Annotated in this window: 14 protein-coding genes; 11 read left to right on the top strand and 3 right to left on the bottom strand. The window is 50.3% G+C overall.

The genetic code is table 11. The annotated features are described in order from the left end of the window. Positions 1 to 12: 12 nt before the first annotated feature. The 4 genes from AC6I8N_RS25065 (at position 13) to AC6I8N_RS25050 (ending at position 4,158) form a co-directional block, all read left to right on the top strand. Entirely contained in the window at positions 13 to 945 is a 933-nt protein-coding gene (locus AC6I8N_RS25065; protein WP_497831523.1) for a 2-dehydro-3-deoxygalactonokinase, read from the top strand. After that, positions 938 to 1,570: a 2-dehydro-3-deoxy-6-phosphogalactonate aldolase gene (locus AC6I8N_RS25060; RefSeq protein ID WP_497831522.1), complete on the top strand. Its 633-nt coding sequence runs from the start codon at positions 938 to 940 to the stop codon at positions 1,568 to 1,570. Before AC6I8N_RS25065 ends, AC6I8N_RS25060 begins: the two co-directional genes overlap by 8 nt. A 74-nt stretch (positions 1,571 to 1,644) precedes the next feature. Further along, positions 1,645 to 2,994: an MFS transporter gene (locus tag AC6I8N_RS25055; RefSeq protein ID WP_021183937.1), complete on the top strand. Its 1,350-nt coding sequence runs from the start codon at positions 1,645 to 1,647 to the stop codon at positions 2,992 to 2,994. 6 nt (positions 2,995 to 3,000) lie between these two features. Then, positions 3,001 to 4,158 carry a mandelate racemase/muconate lactonizing enzyme family protein gene (locus AC6I8N_RS25050; RefSeq protein ID WP_497831521.1) on the top strand — a complete coding sequence of 386 codons (1,158 nt, stop codon included), beginning with the start codon at positions 3,001 to 3,003 and terminating at the stop codon, positions 4,156 to 4,158. 82 nt (positions 4,159 to 4,240) lie between these two features. On the opposite strand, the gene AC6I8N_RS25045 is transcribed toward AC6I8N_RS25050, so the two are convergent. After that, positions 4,241 to 4,474 (bottom strand): HigA family addiction module antitoxin, encoded by a 234-nt coding sequence (locus AC6I8N_RS25045; protein ID WP_497831520.1) that lies wholly within the window; start codon positions 4,472 to 4,474, stop codon positions 4,241 to 4,243. Positions 4,475 to 4,822: 348 nt separating this feature from the next. On the opposite strand from AC6I8N_RS25045, the gene shiA reads away from it, so the two are divergent. Continuing rightward, positions 4,823 to 6,133, top strand: a complete 1,311-nt coding sequence (gene shiA, locus AC6I8N_RS25040; RefSeq protein ID WP_497831519.1) for a shikimate transporter — start codon at positions 4,823 to 4,825, stop codon at positions 6,131 to 6,133. Positions 6,134 to 6,237: 104 nt separating this feature from the next. Here shiA and AC6I8N_RS25035 read toward each other — a convergent pair whose 3' ends face one another. Beyond that, positions 6,238 to 7,137, bottom strand: coding sequence for a hypothetical protein (locus AC6I8N_RS25035; RefSeq protein WP_497831518.1), 900 nt, complete (start codon positions 7,135 to 7,137; stop codon positions 6,238 to 6,240). 377 nt (positions 7,138 to 7,514) lie between these two features. Here AC6I8N_RS25035 and AC6I8N_RS25030 point away from each other — a divergent pair, with 377 nt between their 5' ends. The 3 genes from AC6I8N_RS25030 to AC6I8N_RS25020 are packed head-to-tail and all read left to right on the top strand — an operon-like array spanning position 7,515 to position 11,037. Beyond that, a complete protein-coding gene (locus tag AC6I8N_RS25030; RefSeq protein ID WP_497831517.1) occupies positions 7,515 to 8,030 on the top strand; it encodes a sugar dehydrogenase complex small subunit in 516 nt (171 codons plus the stop codon). A 40-nt stretch (positions 8,031 to 8,070) separates the two neighbouring features. Further along, positions 8,071 to 9,675: a GMC family oxidoreductase gene (locus AC6I8N_RS25025; RefSeq protein WP_497831516.1), complete on the top strand. Its 1,605-nt coding sequence runs from the start codon at positions 8,071 to 8,073 to the stop codon at positions 9,673 to 9,675. A 12-nt stretch (positions 9,676 to 9,687) separates the two neighbouring features. After that, positions 9,688 to 11,037, top strand: a complete 1,350-nt coding sequence (locus tag AC6I8N_RS25020; RefSeq protein ID WP_497831515.1) for a c-type cytochrome — start codon at positions 9,688 to 9,690, stop codon at positions 11,035 to 11,037. Positions 11,038 to 11,323: 286 nt separating this feature from the next. Here AC6I8N_RS25020 and AC6I8N_RS25015 read toward each other — a convergent pair whose 3' ends face one another. After that, entirely contained in the window at positions 11,324 to 12,103 is a 780-nt protein-coding gene (locus AC6I8N_RS25015; protein ID WP_497831514.1) for an AraC family transcriptional regulator, read from the bottom strand. A 98-nt stretch (positions 12,104 to 12,201) separates the two neighbouring features. On the opposite strand from AC6I8N_RS25015, the gene AC6I8N_RS25010 reads away from it, so the two are divergent. The 3 genes from AC6I8N_RS25010 (at position 12,202) to fhuB (ending at position 17,404) form a co-directional block, all read left to right on the top strand. Next, complete coding sequence (locus AC6I8N_RS25010) at positions 12,202 to 14,472, top strand: TonB-dependent siderophore receptor (protein ID WP_497831513.1); 2,271 nt, start codon at positions 12,202 to 12,204, stop codon at positions 14,470 to 14,472. Positions 14,473 to 14,537: 65 nt separating this feature from the next. Further along, on the top strand, positions 14,538 to 15,410 hold the full coding sequence (locus AC6I8N_RS25005; protein WP_497831512.1) for an ABC transporter substrate-binding protein: 873 nt from the start codon (positions 14,538 to 14,540) through the stop codon (positions 15,408 to 15,410). After that, entirely contained in the window at positions 15,410 to 17,404 is a 1,995-nt protein-coding gene (gene fhuB / locus AC6I8N_RS25000; protein WP_497831511.1) for a Fe(3+)-hydroxamate ABC transporter permease FhuB, read from the top strand. Before AC6I8N_RS25005 ends, fhuB begins: the two co-directional genes overlap by 1 nt. The last annotated feature ends 54 nt before the right edge of the window (positions 17,405 to 17,458 follow it).

The raw sequence follows: 17,458 nt of genomic DNA, 5'->3' as shown, positions 1-17,458 counted from the left end.
CCGGAGATAAAGATGAGCAACACTGCGGAATTTGGACTCTGTGACTGGGGCACCTCAAGCTTTCGACTGTGGCTGGTGGACGGGCAGGGCAAAACCCTGAGTGAGGTGCGTACCCACCAGGGGTTAGGCAGTATGGCTGACCGGTCGTTTTCACGCGTGCTGGAGCAGCATCTGGCGGAACTTGGCGCATCAGCCGACCTGCCGGTATTGATTTGTGGGATGGCGGGCTCCCGCCAGGGCTGGCAGGACGCCGGTTACAGCACGGTCCCGCTGACGGTGAACGAGCTTCTGATGTCACCGATCAGAATTGCTGGCGAAAGAGACATCCGTATCTTGCCAGGCGTGTGCCAACGTTCACCGGCTTACGATGTCATGCGTGGCGAGGAAACCATGTTGTTGGGTGTAGTGCGATCAGGCCAGCTTAAGAACGGATTGATCGTGATGCCCGGCACTCACAGCAAATGGGTCTCGCTGGAGGATGCAGTTGTCACCGGTTTTAGCACGTTTATGACCGGGGAACTGTTCAACCTGATGAGCACGCATTCTATCCTGCGCCACGCGGTCGCCGATACTGTCGGTGAAATTGATGAACACTCTCCGGCGTTTATCGCGGCAGTGAAGCTGATGTTAAGTGGGGGATCACTCACTCAACAGTTGTTCACTGTTCGCTCAACCACCTTACTGAGTGACTGCACCCCGGCAGCAAGCGCCTCGCGCTTATCGGGATTGTTGATAGGTGCAGAGGTAGCGGCATGCTATCAACAGACGTCGCAGCACCAGGTAATGTTAATTGCATCAGGCTCCCTCACCGCGCTTTATCGCCAGGCTTTAACGCTGGCGGGCTTTGCTGTCACCCTGGTGGATGCTGACGAAGCGGTACGCGCCGGGCTGTTCCAGAGTGCACAAACCCTGTGGCAGCGGCAGGAGGAGCAACATCATGTCTGAATTAAATTTATCAGGTGCTAAGCGGGGGCTTATCGCCATATTGCGCGGTGTTAAACCCGACGAAGTGGTGGATATTGGCTATGCGTTGGTCGAAGCGGGAATCGAGATCATTGAGGTTCCCCTGAACTCCCCGCAACCGTTTGAATCCATATCTCGGCTGATAAAAACATTACCTTCGAACATTCTCATCGGTGCTGGCACAGTGCTGAACCCACATGATGTCGACCGACTGGCAGACTGTGGTGGCGGCATCATCGTGAGTCCCAACGTCGATAAGGCCGTCATTGAGCAAACCCGTTCACGGGGCATGTTATCTCTGCCGGGCGTGTTGACAGCGACCGAGGCTTTTACGGCGATTGCCGCAGGAGCCAGCGGCCTTAAGTTCTTTCCGGCATCCGTGATAGGGGCCAGTGGTATCAATGCGCTGCGCGCAGTTCTACCTTCAGACATCCCATTAGGCGCGGTTGGCGGGATAGAGGCTGGACAGTTTATTGATTATCACCAAGCCGGTATTCATTTTTTCGGGCTTGGTAGCAATCTGTATAAAGCCGGAGATAACGCACGAATGGTTTCGCAAAGAGCAATAAATCTGGTGCACGCCTGGGACGCCATAAAAAACCAATAACTATTTTCCCGTAATAAAACGGCTACGGCATAAAGAACGTAGCCTTATTCTCTCTACCCTACAGGAGAAAATAAATGTCTGGATTTACTCTGTCAAAACAAAGCTCGACCATGAAACCTCCAGGGCGGCAACGCTGGGGAGTGCTAGGGTTACTGTGCCTGCTGGCGATCATTAATAATATTGACCGCCTGACGCTTTCTATCGCAGCGCCGGTAATGCAAACTGAAATGCATATCACCGCTACGGATATCGGCCTGCTGGGAAGCGCCTTTGCTTTAGCTTATGCATTTGGTCAATTACCTTCCGGCTGGTTTGTCGATCGTTTCAGCCCGCGTATCCTGTTGGGCGCGTCCGTGATCATCTGGAGTGCCGCGACAGTCGCGATGGGTATGTCCTATACGCTTACTGGCTTTATACTGGCCCGTATCTGGCTCGGTCTGGCTGAAGCACCCTCCTTACCAGCCACGAATAAAATTGTTACCCGCTGGTTCCCAAAAAAGGAGCAGGGCATCGCCAATGCCAGCTGGGATGCTGCACTTAAAGTAGGACCGGCCTTCTTTACCTTTTTACTGATCTGGATCGTTTCAGAAATTGGCTGGCGTGAAATGTATTTCATTGCCGGTGGGGCAGGAATTATTGCCGCAGTGATATTTTTTGCCTTCTATCGGGATATTGAGAAACATAAATCCCTGACAAAAGAAGAACGGGAATATATTCAGCATGATGCCACCCCCATAATTACAAAAAATAACTTACCCTGGAGGGAGTTATTCAAACATCAAACGATGTGGGGCATGATGGCGGGTTTCTTTTGTAATATGTGGGTTTACCAGATTTTCCTGGTCTTTATCCCACTTTATATTATTAACCAGTTTGGGATTAAATTTTCCTCTCTAGGACTGGTCGCCAGCGTCCCGTGGATTGGTGCGATCATCGGTGATCTCGTGAGCGGTGTGATTTCAGGTAAGCTCTCCGAACGTTCCGGCTGGAGCACACTTAAAGCCAAGAAGGTCACCATCATTGGTGCGCTGGTGTTACAGGCGATCGTCCTGGCGCTGCTGCCATTTAATGGCATGTTCGGTGAAGGTGCGGGCCTGACTGTCGCGGTGATCTTAATGGCTTTTGCGCTCGGTTTTAATGGTGGCGTAGTCGCGCATGCCTGGTCGATTCCAGCCGAAGTCACGGCCCCTGGCACCGTAGCCTCTGTCGCCGCAGTGCAGAATTTCGGTGGCTTCCTCGGTGCGACAGTTTCACCGCTGGTCGCTGGCGCGATTGTCGATGCTACTCACAGTTTTACGCTGGTGTTTCTGATTTCCGCGGTTGTCTCTGTGCTTGGCGCAGGTATTTATTTCTGGTTCGTCGGTAAGCCGGTTATCCGCGAAGAAAAATCCTCATCCCTTATGGCACAAGCTACGCAGGAGTAATCTGAGATGAAAATTACTGAAGTGGAAACCTATATCCTAAAGAGCAAACTGGATCGGCCATTTGCCTACTCACAAGGCTGGGTGCAGGGACGGTCCACCGTGCTGGTGCGCATCGCCACCGACGAAGGCATTGAGGGGTGGGGTGAGACGTTCAGTGTTGGCTTGCAGCCTCCTGAAATCGCTGCCGCCGCCATCAACAGCGCCCTGAAGCCATTGATCATCGGTAAAGATCCACGCAATACAGAAGTCTTGTGGCATGACATGTATGTCAAAACGCGAGATTACGGCCGTAAGGGGGTGGTGCTGGGGGCCATCAGCGCAGTTGATATTGCGTTGTGGGACATCTGCGGTAAAGCGGCAGGGTTGCCGCTTTGGCAACTGCTTGGCGGCGCGTTTCGTGAGCGCGTGCAATGTTATGCGACAGGTTTTTTCCGTACGGAAGGACGCGGCCAGGCGGATGCTATGGCCAGTGAGGCAATACGCCACAGTGAAGCCGGTTTTTCCCTGATGAAGGTGAAGTTAGGCTTTGGTGTTGATGATGACGTAAAAGTGATGTCTGCTATCAGGGAAGCCGTTGGCGAACGCAGCAAATTTATGATCGATGTTAACCACGGCTATGGTGCCAATGATGCCATTCGCCTTGGACGCGCCCTGGCCGATTACGATTTGCTGTGGATGGAAGAGCCGGTTATTCCTGAAGATTATGTTGCTTACCGCCGGGTGAGGGATGCGCTGGATATTCCCATCGCGGGTGGTGAAGCGGAGTTTTCATTGTTTGGCTTCCGTGATCTTATTGCATCTCAGGCCATTGATATTGCCCAACCGGATATCTGCCTGGCGGGTGGGGTGACTGCATTACGTCATATTAACGTGTTAGCCACGGCAGGCGGCGTTCAGGTCAACCCTCATGTCTGGGGCACTGCGGTGGGCCAATACGCTTCTTTGCATCTGATCGCGTCAACCCCGGTCACCCACTATGCGCTCTATGCCAGCCAACCGCTTTTCGAATACGACACATCATCACATCCGTTCCGCACCACGCTGGTCGAGAATCCGCTTGAACATGAACAGGGTTGGTTAGCGTTACCGCAAGAGCCTGGGTTGGGCTTCACGATTAATCGTGAATTTTTAAAAGAGAATGCTCTGACTGCTAACATATTTTGACGTAACACTCCTGAAATCTGGGCAGAACAGGTAGCCTGCCCAGTTCGGGAATGTCATTAAGAAACAGTGGCTTTGGAGCCTCTTAATCGGCACAGTTGGCAGCTTGAATACGTAACCACATCGCGGGAGTACTGCCGATTACAGCTGGCAGCTTGATAGCCATTTCTGGTGTGATAGCAGTCAATCCAGAAACCATACGTGAAGCTGTGGAGGGCGCAACGGCCAGAGCACGGGCTAGCTCTCTGATGCCGATATCAAGATCCTCCATAATATCGGAAATAATTTCACCCGCGTGTGGGGGGTTATGCATAGTCATCAGTGATAATCCTCATAATTCAGAAGTTACGGGTAGGGAATGATGACGCAGACTGGCCGTGATAGATGGACAGATAATTTAACATAACTATCATTTTGCGTACTTTTATATATTATTGATAAATATGTATTTTTATCAATTAAGACTTGCGTGACCGATTTGGATAACTTGTACAGCCTCTCAGCTTAGCCTTATGGCACAGACAACTTCGCGCAAGTATCCCCGGATAAGGGTTTCATCCTGGCTGATGACAGAGTAGTCTCTTGGCCGACTCTGAATGATGCCCGCTTTGATAAGAATGACTTGCTGCTCGTTCTAACAACTAAAAATAGTGCAAACAGGACAACTATGGATTCTCCACTTATTTCACCATCAGCCATGAACAAAACTCCGTCTCTGAATCGTGCCCGGCGTGCTGCCTGGGGTAGCTTTGCCGGTGCGGTGGTTGACTGGTATGACTTCTTGCTTTACGGCATCACTGCCGCCCTGGTCTTTAACCATGAATTCTTTCCACAGATTAGCCCAGCGATGGGAACGCTCGCTGCATTCGCCACCTTTGGTGTCGGCTTTCTGTTCCGGCCGTTGGGCGGGATAATCTTCGGCCATTTTGGAGACCGTCTGGGCCGTAAACGCATGTTGATGATGACGGTCTGGATGATGGGTATTTCCACCGCCCTTATCGGCCTGTTGCCAACCTTTTCCAGCATTGGCTGGTATGCACCGGTGTTGCTGGTCACATTGCGGGCCATACAGGGCTTTGCCGTTGGTGGAGAATGGGGAGGTGCAGCGTTGCTGTCAGTAGAAAGTGCGCCTGAGCGGAAAAAAGCCTTTTACAGCAGCGGTGTTCAGGTCGGCTATGGCGTGGGACTTCTACTCTCCACCGGACTGGTTTCACTCATCAGTCATTTAACATCGGACCAGCAATTTCTGAGCTGGGGTTGGCGCATCCCTTTCTTATGCAGCACGATCCTTGTTCTTGCCGCGCTGTGGATACGAAAAGGCATGGAAGAATCCGCTGAATTTGAGCGCCAGCAAAAAGCAGAAGTATCAAAGAAATCACGCATACCTGTCATGGAGGCGCTGCTGCGTCATCCGGGTGCGTTTTTAAAGATTATCGCACTGCGTCTGTGTGAATTACTGACAATGTATATCGTTACCGCGTTCGCACTGAGTTATTCCACACAGAATCTTGGCTTGCCACGCGAACTGTTCCTTAATATCGGTCTGCTGGTCGGTGGCCTTAGCTGCCTTACCATTCCCTGCTTTGCCCATTTAGCGGATCGCTTCGGTCGTCATCGCATTTACATCATCGGTGCGGTGATCGGTATGTTGAGTGCCTTTCCTTTCTTTATGGCACTGGAGGCAAAATCTCTCGTCTGGATAATATTCTTCTCAATTATGCTGGCGAATATTGCGCATGATATGGTCGTCTGTGTCCAACAACCCATGTTTACTGAAATGTTTGGCGCAGGTTATCGCTACAGCGGCGCAGGGGTGGGTTATCAGGTCGCCAGCGTAGTTGGCGGTGGTTTTACGCCGTTTATTGCGGCCTCTTTAGTCACCCTGTCAGGTGGCCAATGGCATAGCGTGGCAATTTACCTTCTGGCTGGCTGCCTGCTCTCCGCAGGCACCGCGTTGTTTATGAAAAAATCTCACTAACTGCGTATGCCTTGATGATCGTCCGGCGATCAACCTTGTTGTAGTTGATCGCCATTGGCGTTATTTAATGCTCTTGCCGGGGGGCGTGCCACAAGCGACGCCATTCAACCGAGAGCGATACCTGTCAGTGGTTCGAAGCTGGCGATACGCTGGAGTGGCTCATCTGAGTTCAGTTTGTACTGCCATAAATTACCGCCCAGGTCAGTAATCCAAATCACTCCACGAGGATGATCTATGGCTAATCCGATACCTTCGTCCAAACCCGTAGCAAGGATACGATGATCGGTAAACTCGCCGTTTTGCACCGAAGCACAGTTTAGCGTGTTTCCCCCTTGCAGCTTGTCTCCCCTGTCTGTCCAGTACATCAGGTTATTGTGGAAATCGAACTCCAGATCTATCGGTTCCGGTAAGTTTTCCATTACAGACTTAATATCCTGCCGTGTTGATGCCGTTTTTCCTTCAGGAAGAGCGAGTGATGCACGCATAATGCGCCCCTTCCCACCTTTTGACGGTCCTTTCTGGGTCCAGTAGATAAAATCATTTTTCAGATCAATCGCGATCCCAACACAATGCCGCGTATAGTCTCTGGAATCTTTGGGAAACAGCCCCGTCTGAATAAGTACCGTCAGATTTGAGCCATCATCATTTGAGCGAAGAACGCGCATTCCTTCTCGATCGCACCAGTAAAGATGACCATTGTCGCTGTCGTGGAGAAGCTGCTTACCCGTAACAAACACCCCATTTTCAACCAGGCGCTTACGGCCAGAACCGTCCAGGTTCGCGGTTTCAACGCTGCCATCGGCCTGGAAAAATTCCAACGTATCAGGCTCTTTGTGCTCCCCCATATTTGTCCAATAAATCCGCTTATTTATAACATCTATGGCAATGCCATCGGGATGGGATCCTAAGTCGGAAACAACAGAAGCGCGTTCCCCGGTTTCAGGATTAAATTCAATGATGTCGCCTGAAAGCGGCTGTAGCAGGAAAAGACTGCCTGTACTCATGAAACCCCCACTCAATTCATACTGAAATGTTCGAACGCCGTTGTATCCCGCTCGGTGAAAAACTCACTGCGGAATCAGGAACTGGCAACGTAGAGGTAATTCTGACACAACTGGCTTGCAGGCTCACCGCTCTTGATAAATCTGGCAGAAGGGAGGTGAAGAAGCGTAATACATAGATGTACTGACAACATAAGCCGCACAACACACAAAATGTTACACCTCCTTAAGAAAAGATCACATTAAATGTAATTTGTGAAATTTTACTGTCAGTTTTGTGATACAGGTTAAGTTTTTATATCCCTATAATTATTGAGAGATTGAATTTATGTCACCACACCTGTGGCTGGCAGCATTCAGTCATAACAATAGAATCACACATGGCAGGTCATTTATTTATGGTTGAGCAATCAAGTCGTGTTTCGCGCAGGCGTTTGTTGCAGGGAATGGGTGCACTGGCTGCACTGACGGTTATTCCTGCATTCCCTTCCTATGCCAGTGCCCCCGAAGACAGTAGTTTCGCAAAATTATCCACCCTGCTAACCGGTAAATCACAATTACCGGAAAACTTTACCAGGGTCCTTCTTGCCGCATTCTCCAGAATTGACAGCAGTTTCAGCAGTAAAACGTCCAGACTTCAGCAGTGGATTGACCAACACGCAGTGAGCGCCAATGAAATGAGCAGCAAGCTGGCAGCCGATCCCTCAGTAGCCGATTTAGCCCACCTCCCTACCGACATTTTGACTGGTTGGTATCTCGGGGTCGTCGGCAAAGGAGACAACGCCATTTGCGTGGCTTATATCGAAGCGCTCGCGAATCAGGTTGTGGCCGACAAGCTCAGACCACCGACCTACGCTTACGGCGCTTATGGCAGTTGGGCTGCAAAGCCGCTCTAACCCCTGGGTTCAATCTATCCATTGAGATTAAGTAACTAATATGTCTGAAACTATTACTACTGATATTGTCGTTATCGGTTCCGGGGTCGTGGGCGCATTAACCGCCCGTAAGCTGGCGCTGGCGGGACGCCAGGTTCTGATGCTGGAGGCTGGCCCGCGTATTGAACGAGACACTATTGTCAGCAATTTCCGTCATTCTGCCCGTAAGGACGATTTCATCGCTCCCTACCCAAATTCAAAAATCGCCCCGTTTCCGGATTACAAACCTGAAGATAACGGTTATCTCGACCAAACAGGTCCAAAGGACTATAAACCCGAATATCTGCGCGTTGTCGGTGGGACCAGCTGGCACTGGGCAGCCCAGGCATGGCGATTGGTGCCGGCTGATTTTCGCCTGAAAACTCAGTATGGCGTTGGACGCGACTGGCCGATCAGTTATGACGATCTCGAACCGTATTATTACGAGGCCGAACTCCTCTGGGGCGTATCAGGCCCGCCAGAAATGGCGAAATATTCACCCAGAAAACAGCCATTTCCGATGCCTCCCGTCACCAAATCGTGGCTTGAGCAGCGAATTACCGACCGCCTGGCACCGAAATATGAAGTGCTGACGAATACCACCGGGCGTAACTCACTGCCTTATGATGGTCGTCCTCAATGCTGTGGTAACAATAACTGCATGCCAATCTGTCCGATTGATGCGCAATATCACGGTGGCATTGCTGCAGATGCCGCTGAAAAAGCGGGTGTCAAACTGCTGCCACAGGCAGTGGTTTACAAACTGGAGCAGGACGGGAAAGGCAAGATCTCGGCCGTTCACTATTACGACTGGAACAAACAATCTCACCGGGTAGAAGCGGAGATCGTCGTGCTGGCGGCAAATGCGGTTGAAACACCCAAAATATTGTTCATGTCTGCCGATGCGAAAAACCCTCATGGTCTGTGCAATAACTATGACCAACTGGGACGTAATTTGATGGACCATCCATCAAACTCCGTCACCTTTTTCGCTGATGAACCCCTCTGGCCCGGACGCGGCCCCATGAGTCCCTCTTCTATCCAGCAGCTGCGTGATGGTGCTTTCCGTTCTGAATCCGCCGCGTTTCGTATTGATATTTCCAACTCATCGCGGGTCGCCGGCGTCACTGCGGGTGCAATTAAAGAAGGTCTTACCGGTCAGGCACTGGATGACGCTATCCGGTTTCGCGCCTCCCATGAACTGAGTTTTAAGAACGTGTTAGAACAATTGCCCGATCCTAACAACCGTACCATGCTGAGTTCCACGAAAAAGGATGCATTGGGTTTACCCACCCCGGCATTCTCTTATTCATTCGACAGTTACGTTGAAAAAGGGATGCAGCACTCCTTAGCGGTGTATGCCGATATTGCCAAAATGCTGGGTGCCACCAATGTGCGTTACTCCACGCCGGGCGTGTATAGCAATAACCAACACATTACCGGCACGCTGGCGATGGGTTTTGATGAAAAGACCTCAGTCACTGACCATCATGGCAAAGCCTGGGAATACGACAATCTCTACATGGTATCGACGGGTGTCATGCCAACCGTTGCTACCGCAAACTCAACCCTCACCGCTTGCGCGCTCGGATTACGTACTGCCGACGCCATTCTTGGCAAAATTTAAGGAGAGCCGTAAATGAAAAAGACGCTTTCTTTAAGTCTGACAGGCGTGGCGCTGGCTCTCTCCTTGAGTGCAGCAGCCCAGGCTGATGAGTCGGCATCCGCTACACTTATCGCCAAAGGGCAGTATCTGGCCACCGCAGGAGATTGTGGTGCCTGTCATACTGCGCCGGGTGGCAAACCCTTTGCCGGTGGATTATCACTCCAGACGCCGCTCGGTAGTATCTACAGCACCAACATCACTCCGTCGAAAACAGCAGGTATCGGTGCTTACAGCCTGACTGATTTTGAAAAAGCGGTACGTCATGGGGTACGCAAAGATGGCGCAAACCTCTATCCAGCCATGCCTTACACCTCGTACTCGAAAGTTACTGATGAGGATATGAAGGCGCTGTACGCGTATTTCATGCAGGGTGTCCAACCCGTCGATGACAAAGGGCCGCAAACCGATCTGCCCTTCCCCTTCAATATTCGCCTGTCGATGGCAGGATGGAATTTGTTGTTTGCAGACGATAAACCGTTTACGCCGGATAACAGCAAATCGGCTGAATGGAATCGGGGCGCATATCTGGTTGAGGGGTTAGCCCACTGCTCCACTTGCCATACACCACGCAACGCCCTAATGGCTGAAGAGTCGGGTAAGGCGCTGGCCGGTGCTTCTCTCGGTACCTGGTTTGCACCCAACATTACCTCGGATGTCCATGCAGGTATCGGCAGTTGGTCAGATCAGGCATTGTCTGCTTATCTCACTACCGGTAATTCAGGGGAAGGATCGCAGGCAGGTGGCCCGATGCTGGAAGCCATCAACAAAAGCTTCAGTCACCTGACGCCCACCGATATCAAAGCCATTACCGCATATTTGCGCGATGTACCCGCACAGCAAATCAATCCAACGGCAACGAAAACGCAGATAACCCCGGCAAAGCAGGTGAATGAGCTGGACCTGTTATCGGGCAATGCGTCCGAAGGCGCAAATCTGTATAACAGCCACTGCGCCAGTTGCCATCAGCTGTCGGGAGAAGGACGTAACGGACTCCCTGCCCTGGCTGGCAACGCGGCACTTCGACGCCCGGTGGCGGATAACGCTGTCATGGCAGTGCTGGATGGTCTGGTACCCGACCACGGACAAGCGATGCCAGCTTTCTCCCGGCATATGAACGACCAACAGGTTGCCACGTTGGTTAACTATCTGTTCGATAATTTTGGCGATGCCCGTGTTCAGACCACACCCGAGCGCGTGAAAGAGTTAAGAGCAGGCGGTAAACCTTCGCCGCTATTAGCCGTGGCGAAAGGCGGTATGGTCGCTGGTGGTGTTATTGTCCTGGCGATTCTTCTGTTTTTCGTACGCAGACGACAACGAAAATAGGGTAAATATCAGGCGATGGTTTTTGCCATCGCCTGATGTGTTCTGATAACTAGCTACTGAGTTTACTCAAATGAGTAAATGAGCATTTACGGTAGATTGCATGAAAACCCTCTTTTGCCAGTATCCGGCTGGCAATGAGGTCAGGTGCTTAGTTCCCGAAACGAAACTCAGACGGTCATCATACTGGGGTTTATAAAGATGAAAAAATTACCATTATCAATTGATTGCAATCACCTGACAGTTATCCCATGAGCTGATTAAAACGCTCACAGTGCGACATTAATTATTATTTTTTGAAATAGCCTTGTGGTGTATCACCCATTGCCTTCTTAAACATGGTGATAAAAGAACTGGAGCTACGATAGCCAAGCTCATCAGCAATCATCGCAACTGACATCCCTTTGGCAAGTCGGGTCATCGATTCCACCAACCGTAACTGCTGGCGCCATTGGCCAAAGGTATAGCCGGTTTCTTTGATAAACAACCTACTCAAAGTTCTGTCGCTGGTGCCGATACGGTTTCCCCACAACTCCAAAGACTCGTTGTTTGAAGGTGAAAGCATCAGGGCCTTACAGATTTTTTGCAGACGCCGATCTTCTGGTAGTGGCAGACAACCTTGTTGAAGCTCTTGAGCCTCAAGTAATCCTCTCAACAACAGTGGAACTATCATTTCTGAGAGGTGATACTTTTTCTGTCTGCGTTCTTTAACCATTTCAAGTATCAGCTCGCGCAGCAGCGGAGTCACCATCAAGACACAACATTCTGTCCTGTTATGGCACCAGACATCGGGTTCAATATACACACTGTGCATGAGGGTTTCGCCAGAGGCATAAAGTTCATGGCCTGTGCGAGGTAGCAATAATAAGCCACAATGAGGTCCCAGCGTCCATGAGCCATGCGTGGTGATCACTCTCAGCACGCCCCGAGTGGTGAAAATAAACTGTAATTGCTCGTGAGAATGCCATGCTTGCCGGTCCCCGTTTCGGTATTCATAGCTATTAGCGATGACCGCGCGAGATTGTTGTTGATATTGCCCCTCCGAAATGTAATGCCATGTCTCTTTCACAATATTTCTGCCTCCAGGCGGAAATATCCGCCAAAACATGTCTGTTTTACAAAACTTATTGGCAATACACCCTAGCAGCCCATCTGATATGATTCAACATGAAAATAAAAATGATTTTCATTCTTGTTTGCACTACGAAACTCGGCAAAATATTCGTTACAATCGGAATTGTTGAAATGAAATCTTCATTAATTTATGGGGTTACCTGTACCGTTTCACCTGCATCAAAGAAGTATCCACTTTTAATTTTCTTACTACTTCCGATTGTCGCACAGGCTCAGGATCACGTCGTTCCTCAACAGTCCGGTGACACTGTAACGACCACAGGTCAGATGGAAGTGGACGCTCAGGATTATAAAGAAACAGGCATTGGCCCGGTTTACGGTTATGTGGCCCACCAAAGCACTGCCGGTACCAAAACCGATACCCCGCTGATTAAAACACCGCAGTCAATTTCCGTCGTTACACGCGATCAGATGTCGATACAAAATGTCCAGAGTGTTGCGCAGGCGCTGCGCTACACCTCCGGTATCGCGTCGGAGCAACGCGGCGCGAATACCGATTCTCTCGAGTATCTCTATTCCCGGGGATTTTTGGTCGACGAGCTTTGGAACGGCCTGTATACCCCCGGCCCCTCTGGCGGCTTCGGATATAACGTCACCAGCTTTGATCCTTATATGTTTGAGCGTATTGAGGTTCTGCATGGACCCGCATCCGTGCTTTACGGACAGGGATCACCGGGTGGTGTGGTCAATATGGTCAGCAAACTGCCAGAAAAAAATCAACTGAATGAGGCAGGTGTTCAAACAGGAAGTTACGGCCGTGCTCAGGGATTTTTTGATATAGGGGGGGCACTCAATAATGAAAATAGTGTGCTGTACCGCATCGTGGCTGATGGTTTTAATACCAATACACAAACCGATTTTGTTAAGGAAAGGCGCTTTTCTATCGCACCAAGTCTTGCGTGGCAAATAAACGACGATACGCATTTCACGCTGTATGGGAATTATCAGACCGACCCGGATGCGGGATATTATAATTCTGTCCCCATCGGTGGACAAATAAAGGTGTCACGTAGTTTTAATCCCGGCGATCCCAGCTTCGATAGCTTCCGCAAGACTCAGGGGGCTATTGGTGAAGAACTGACTCACCGGTTTAATGATGTCTGGTCAGTAAAACAAAGCTATCGCTTCCTGCGTAACAGCCAGAAATTACAGTATGTCGGCAATGACGGGTTTAATGCTGATGAGAAAACCCTGAACCGCACCGCCTATCTTAACTATGGTGATGTTGACGCACATACGCTGGATAATCAGGCACTGGCTAAGTTCACTACTGGCGCGTTATCACACCAGGCAACGTTCGGGGTGGATTATCAACACATCAGGTTCAGCCACTGGTTTTACAGCGCAGCCGCGCCTTCGTTAAGTATCAGTAATCCACAATATGGACAGGCGATTCCCACACCCAATTTCCTCTACGCCACCTCTACAGAAGCCACACTTGAGCAGCTTGGTGCCTACGGACAGGACCAGATTGATGTAGGTAACTGGTCATTTTTATTAGGGATGAGGGAGGACTGGACTAACAACAGCACGCGTTCATTTAAAACGCAGGAAACCCAATATCAGTCTGCCCGAGCGTTCACCTGGCGTACTGGTGCCGTTTATCAGTTTGCTAATGGTATCGCCCCTTACATCAGTTACTCACAATCCTTCCAGCCACAGGTGGGAACAGATTATGAAGGCAAAGCATTTACCCCTTCAAAAGGTGAACAATATGAAGCAGGCATTAAATTCCAGCCAAAACAAAGCAACAGCTTCGTAACGCTTTCTCTGTTCCAGATTAATAAAACTGACGTCCAGACCAGCGATCCGGAACATTCAGGGTTTAGTGTATTAACCGGTGAAGTGAGATCCCGAGGGGTGGAAGCCGAGGCACATGCCAGCCTGACCGATCACTTGCAGCTCATTGGTAGTTATACCTATACCGACATCACGAATACCAAAAGTAACACAGCAGAAGGCAAGGCCCCTGTCGGGATCCCGCATAATGCGGCCTCGCTCTGGGCTGATTACACACAATATACCGGCGCGCTTGCAGGCTGGCAGTTCGGTGCGGGCGTACGCTATATCGGTGGCTCTTACGGCGATACTAACAACACATTTAAAACATCATCAGCAACCTTAGTGGACACAGCACTGCGTTATGACCTTGGTCAGCTCAATTCATCAATGACAGGGTGGACGGCAACGTTAAACGCCAGCAATTTGTTTGACCGGCACTATATTGCCAGTTGTATCGGACAGTCATATTGCTATTGGGGAGCAGGTAGAATGTTCATCGCGGGTATTAAATATCAATGGTGAGTTCCACAGGCTTATCAGCCAGCCGACGTCATTTTCTGCGGATGTCGGCCTTATCAGGACTACTGTTGAGCATTGCACAGGGAAGTGCAGCCGCAGATAAAGCAATTTCAAGGAAGGGAATCATCGTGCTTGACTGGATGCTGACAGAATCATTGTTGCTGTTGGGGATCGTTCCGGTTGCGATCGCTAACCCTGATGGATTCAGACAGGTTTTTCAGGCAGTCAAGTTGCCCGATTCAGTGAAAGACGTGGGATTGATTTATCAACCCAACCTGGAGCTTCTGTCATTATTAGCGCCGGAACTGATCATAATCACGCCAGCACATGCGATGATCGCACCCTTACTACAACATATCGCACCCATTCTCACCGTGGGAGAAGCAAATTCTTATGGGCACAACTCGTTTGAAGAGTCCTGTGCAGCATTAACCACCCTGGGCCGATTTTTCGACCGAGTGGCGACAGCACAAGCACGGCTTCTCAGGGCGCGGAATCTGTTCGAAATGGCACGCAAGCGTTTAAATAGGCTTCCAGGTGCAAGCCAGCGAAAAGTGTTCATCGTACAGTTTATCGACGAGGCATTTATTCGTCTGGCAGGTGCCTCTAGCTTGTATGGTGAAATGCTTTCCCGACTTGGTGTGATAAATGCTTGTCATTTACCCACCTCTGCTTCTGGTTTCATCACAACCGGATATGACGCGCTCTACGCCGAGCCCGAAGCCTTATTAATCGCTTTTTCCCCGTTGCCTGTAACGGTTAAACAGATGTTACAGAAAAACCCGGTATGGCAGGCGCTGCCTTTTCAGCAACAAAACCACCATTATTATATTCCACTCATACCGGCTAATGGTGGTGTTCTTTCTGCAATGTCATTCGCTGATGAGCTGGCCGATGCGATTGCCTCTTCGGTAAATCAACAACACCAGCAGGTACGTTGATGAAACGCACTCTCGCCATTTCAATGATAATGGTTGTATTCATGCTGGCAGCGTTTCTTTTCTGGCAGAGAGTGTCTCTCTACCTGCCGATGTCATTATGGTACACCGCCCTTTTTGCACCATCTTACGGTCACATCAGTGCGCTCATTTTTCTTTATAACGACCTGCCTCGCCTGGCGATTACCTGTATCTGCGGAGCAGGGCTTGCCTTTTCCGGCGTGGTAAGCCAGCAAATATTGCGTAATCCGTTAGCAGAACCCATGACCCTGGGCATAGCTTCAGGATCCTATCTGGTTTTGTCTCTCGTCACTGTCTTTCTACCGGCACTTTTTATCGCAGGAAGAGAACTGATTGCCCTTATGGGTGGCGCGCTGAGTCTGTGCTTTATTTTCTTTATCACCACACGTCGGGGTAGTTCGGGAATATCCATGATTCTCGCAGGAATGATACTGAATCTTTGTTGCGGTGCTGTCGGCGTTATTCTCGCGATTTTATATTTTCGTCAGTTAAGTTTTATGGCCTTGTGGGGAGGAGGGTCCCTTGCACAGTATGACTGGCAAACCACAACACTACTCCTCCTTCGACTGTTACCTTGTGCTGGTCTTTGCCTGGCCATGTCCCGGCCGCTGAGCATCTATACAACCGGCGACGCTCAGGCAAAAAATCTGGGTATTTCGTTGCCCTGGCTTCTTGCAGGGACAATGGGATCAGTTTTGCTTATCACCGCGCTGATCGTCAGTTCTGTAGGCGTTATCGGTTTTGTCGGGCTGGGAGCACCACATCTGGCACGACTTGCAGGAGCACGTCGTTTACGTGACCGTCTGTTCTGGAGCTCAATATTGGGTATGCTGCTTCTGTGGCTGGCTGATGAGGTAGCACGCCGCCTTTCTGTGCTATGGGGAGTGATGATTCCCGTCGGGGCGGTGACGACTTTACTTGGCGCGCCGGTAATGCTCGGTTATTTATCTCAGATGAAGCCTTCCATAACCGCTCTGAAAAATCATGTTATTGCCACCATTGCGGAACCACCACAACAGGAGAAATCACCCTACGCACCACTACGCGCTAATCTGCTCATCCTGCTGATGTTTAGCCTGGTGTTCCTCTTGCTTGGTAAAGGCTTAGATGGGTGGGCATTTGAATTTCCCTGGCATTCTACGTCACTGGCCTCACTGCGAATAACACACATCGCAGCCGCTATTGCGGTCGGTGTTTTGCTGGCGATAGCAGGTGGAATAATTCAGAAGTTGTCTGGAAATCCTATGGCAAGCCCGGATTTACTGGGCATTACAGCCGGTGGCGCGCTGGGGATAACGGCGACTATTTTTCTCTCGTACACCACTACAAATGCGATAGTCATCGGCAGTGCCATTGGTTGTGGTGTGGTATTATTACTTCTGTTGTTTGCGGGTCGCCGATCCCAGTATGCCTTCGAAATTCTGGTGCTGTCGGGTGTTTCATTGACACTGATCTTGCAAGCCGTAACAACAATCGCATTCGCAAGTGGTGATCCCAGAGTCATGCAGTTATTCAGCCTGCTAATCGGATCAACTTACAACGTCAGACCACATCAGGCTGAAATTGTCCTCCTGGCAGCGATACTGCTGCTCGTTACATTACCGCTTATTCAACGCTGGTTACTGATATTGTCCTTAGGCACTCAGGTCGCTCATGGACTGGGAATAAACATTCGCTTTACTCGTTTATCTCTGCTGTTGTTAAGTGCCTCAGCCACGGCGATGGCGACAATGATCGTCGGGCCACTGTCATTTATTGGCCTCGTCGCACCCAATATGGCAAGAGTTAAGGGAACGGATAAGCCATTGCCCTTTCTTCTGACGTCTGCATCTTATGGTGCGCTACTGATGTTGTTCGCAGACTGGATAGGTCGCTGGGCGATTTTCCCCAGAGAAATTGCAACAGGCGCAATTGCATCACTGGCGGGAGGGGTTTATCTGGTCATTTTCTTACTTAAGAGCAGGAAGGGGAACTGAACAGAAGGCGTCTGTGACGGGTGCAGCTACAGGAAAACTGCGCCGATATGGCGC

It is taken from the genome of Pantoea sp. X-Soil-TKNS-1279 (assembly GCF_059730565.1).
The sequence above is the reverse complement of the archived record's forward strand: the minus strand, read 5'-3'. Positions and strand labels throughout refer to the sequence as shown.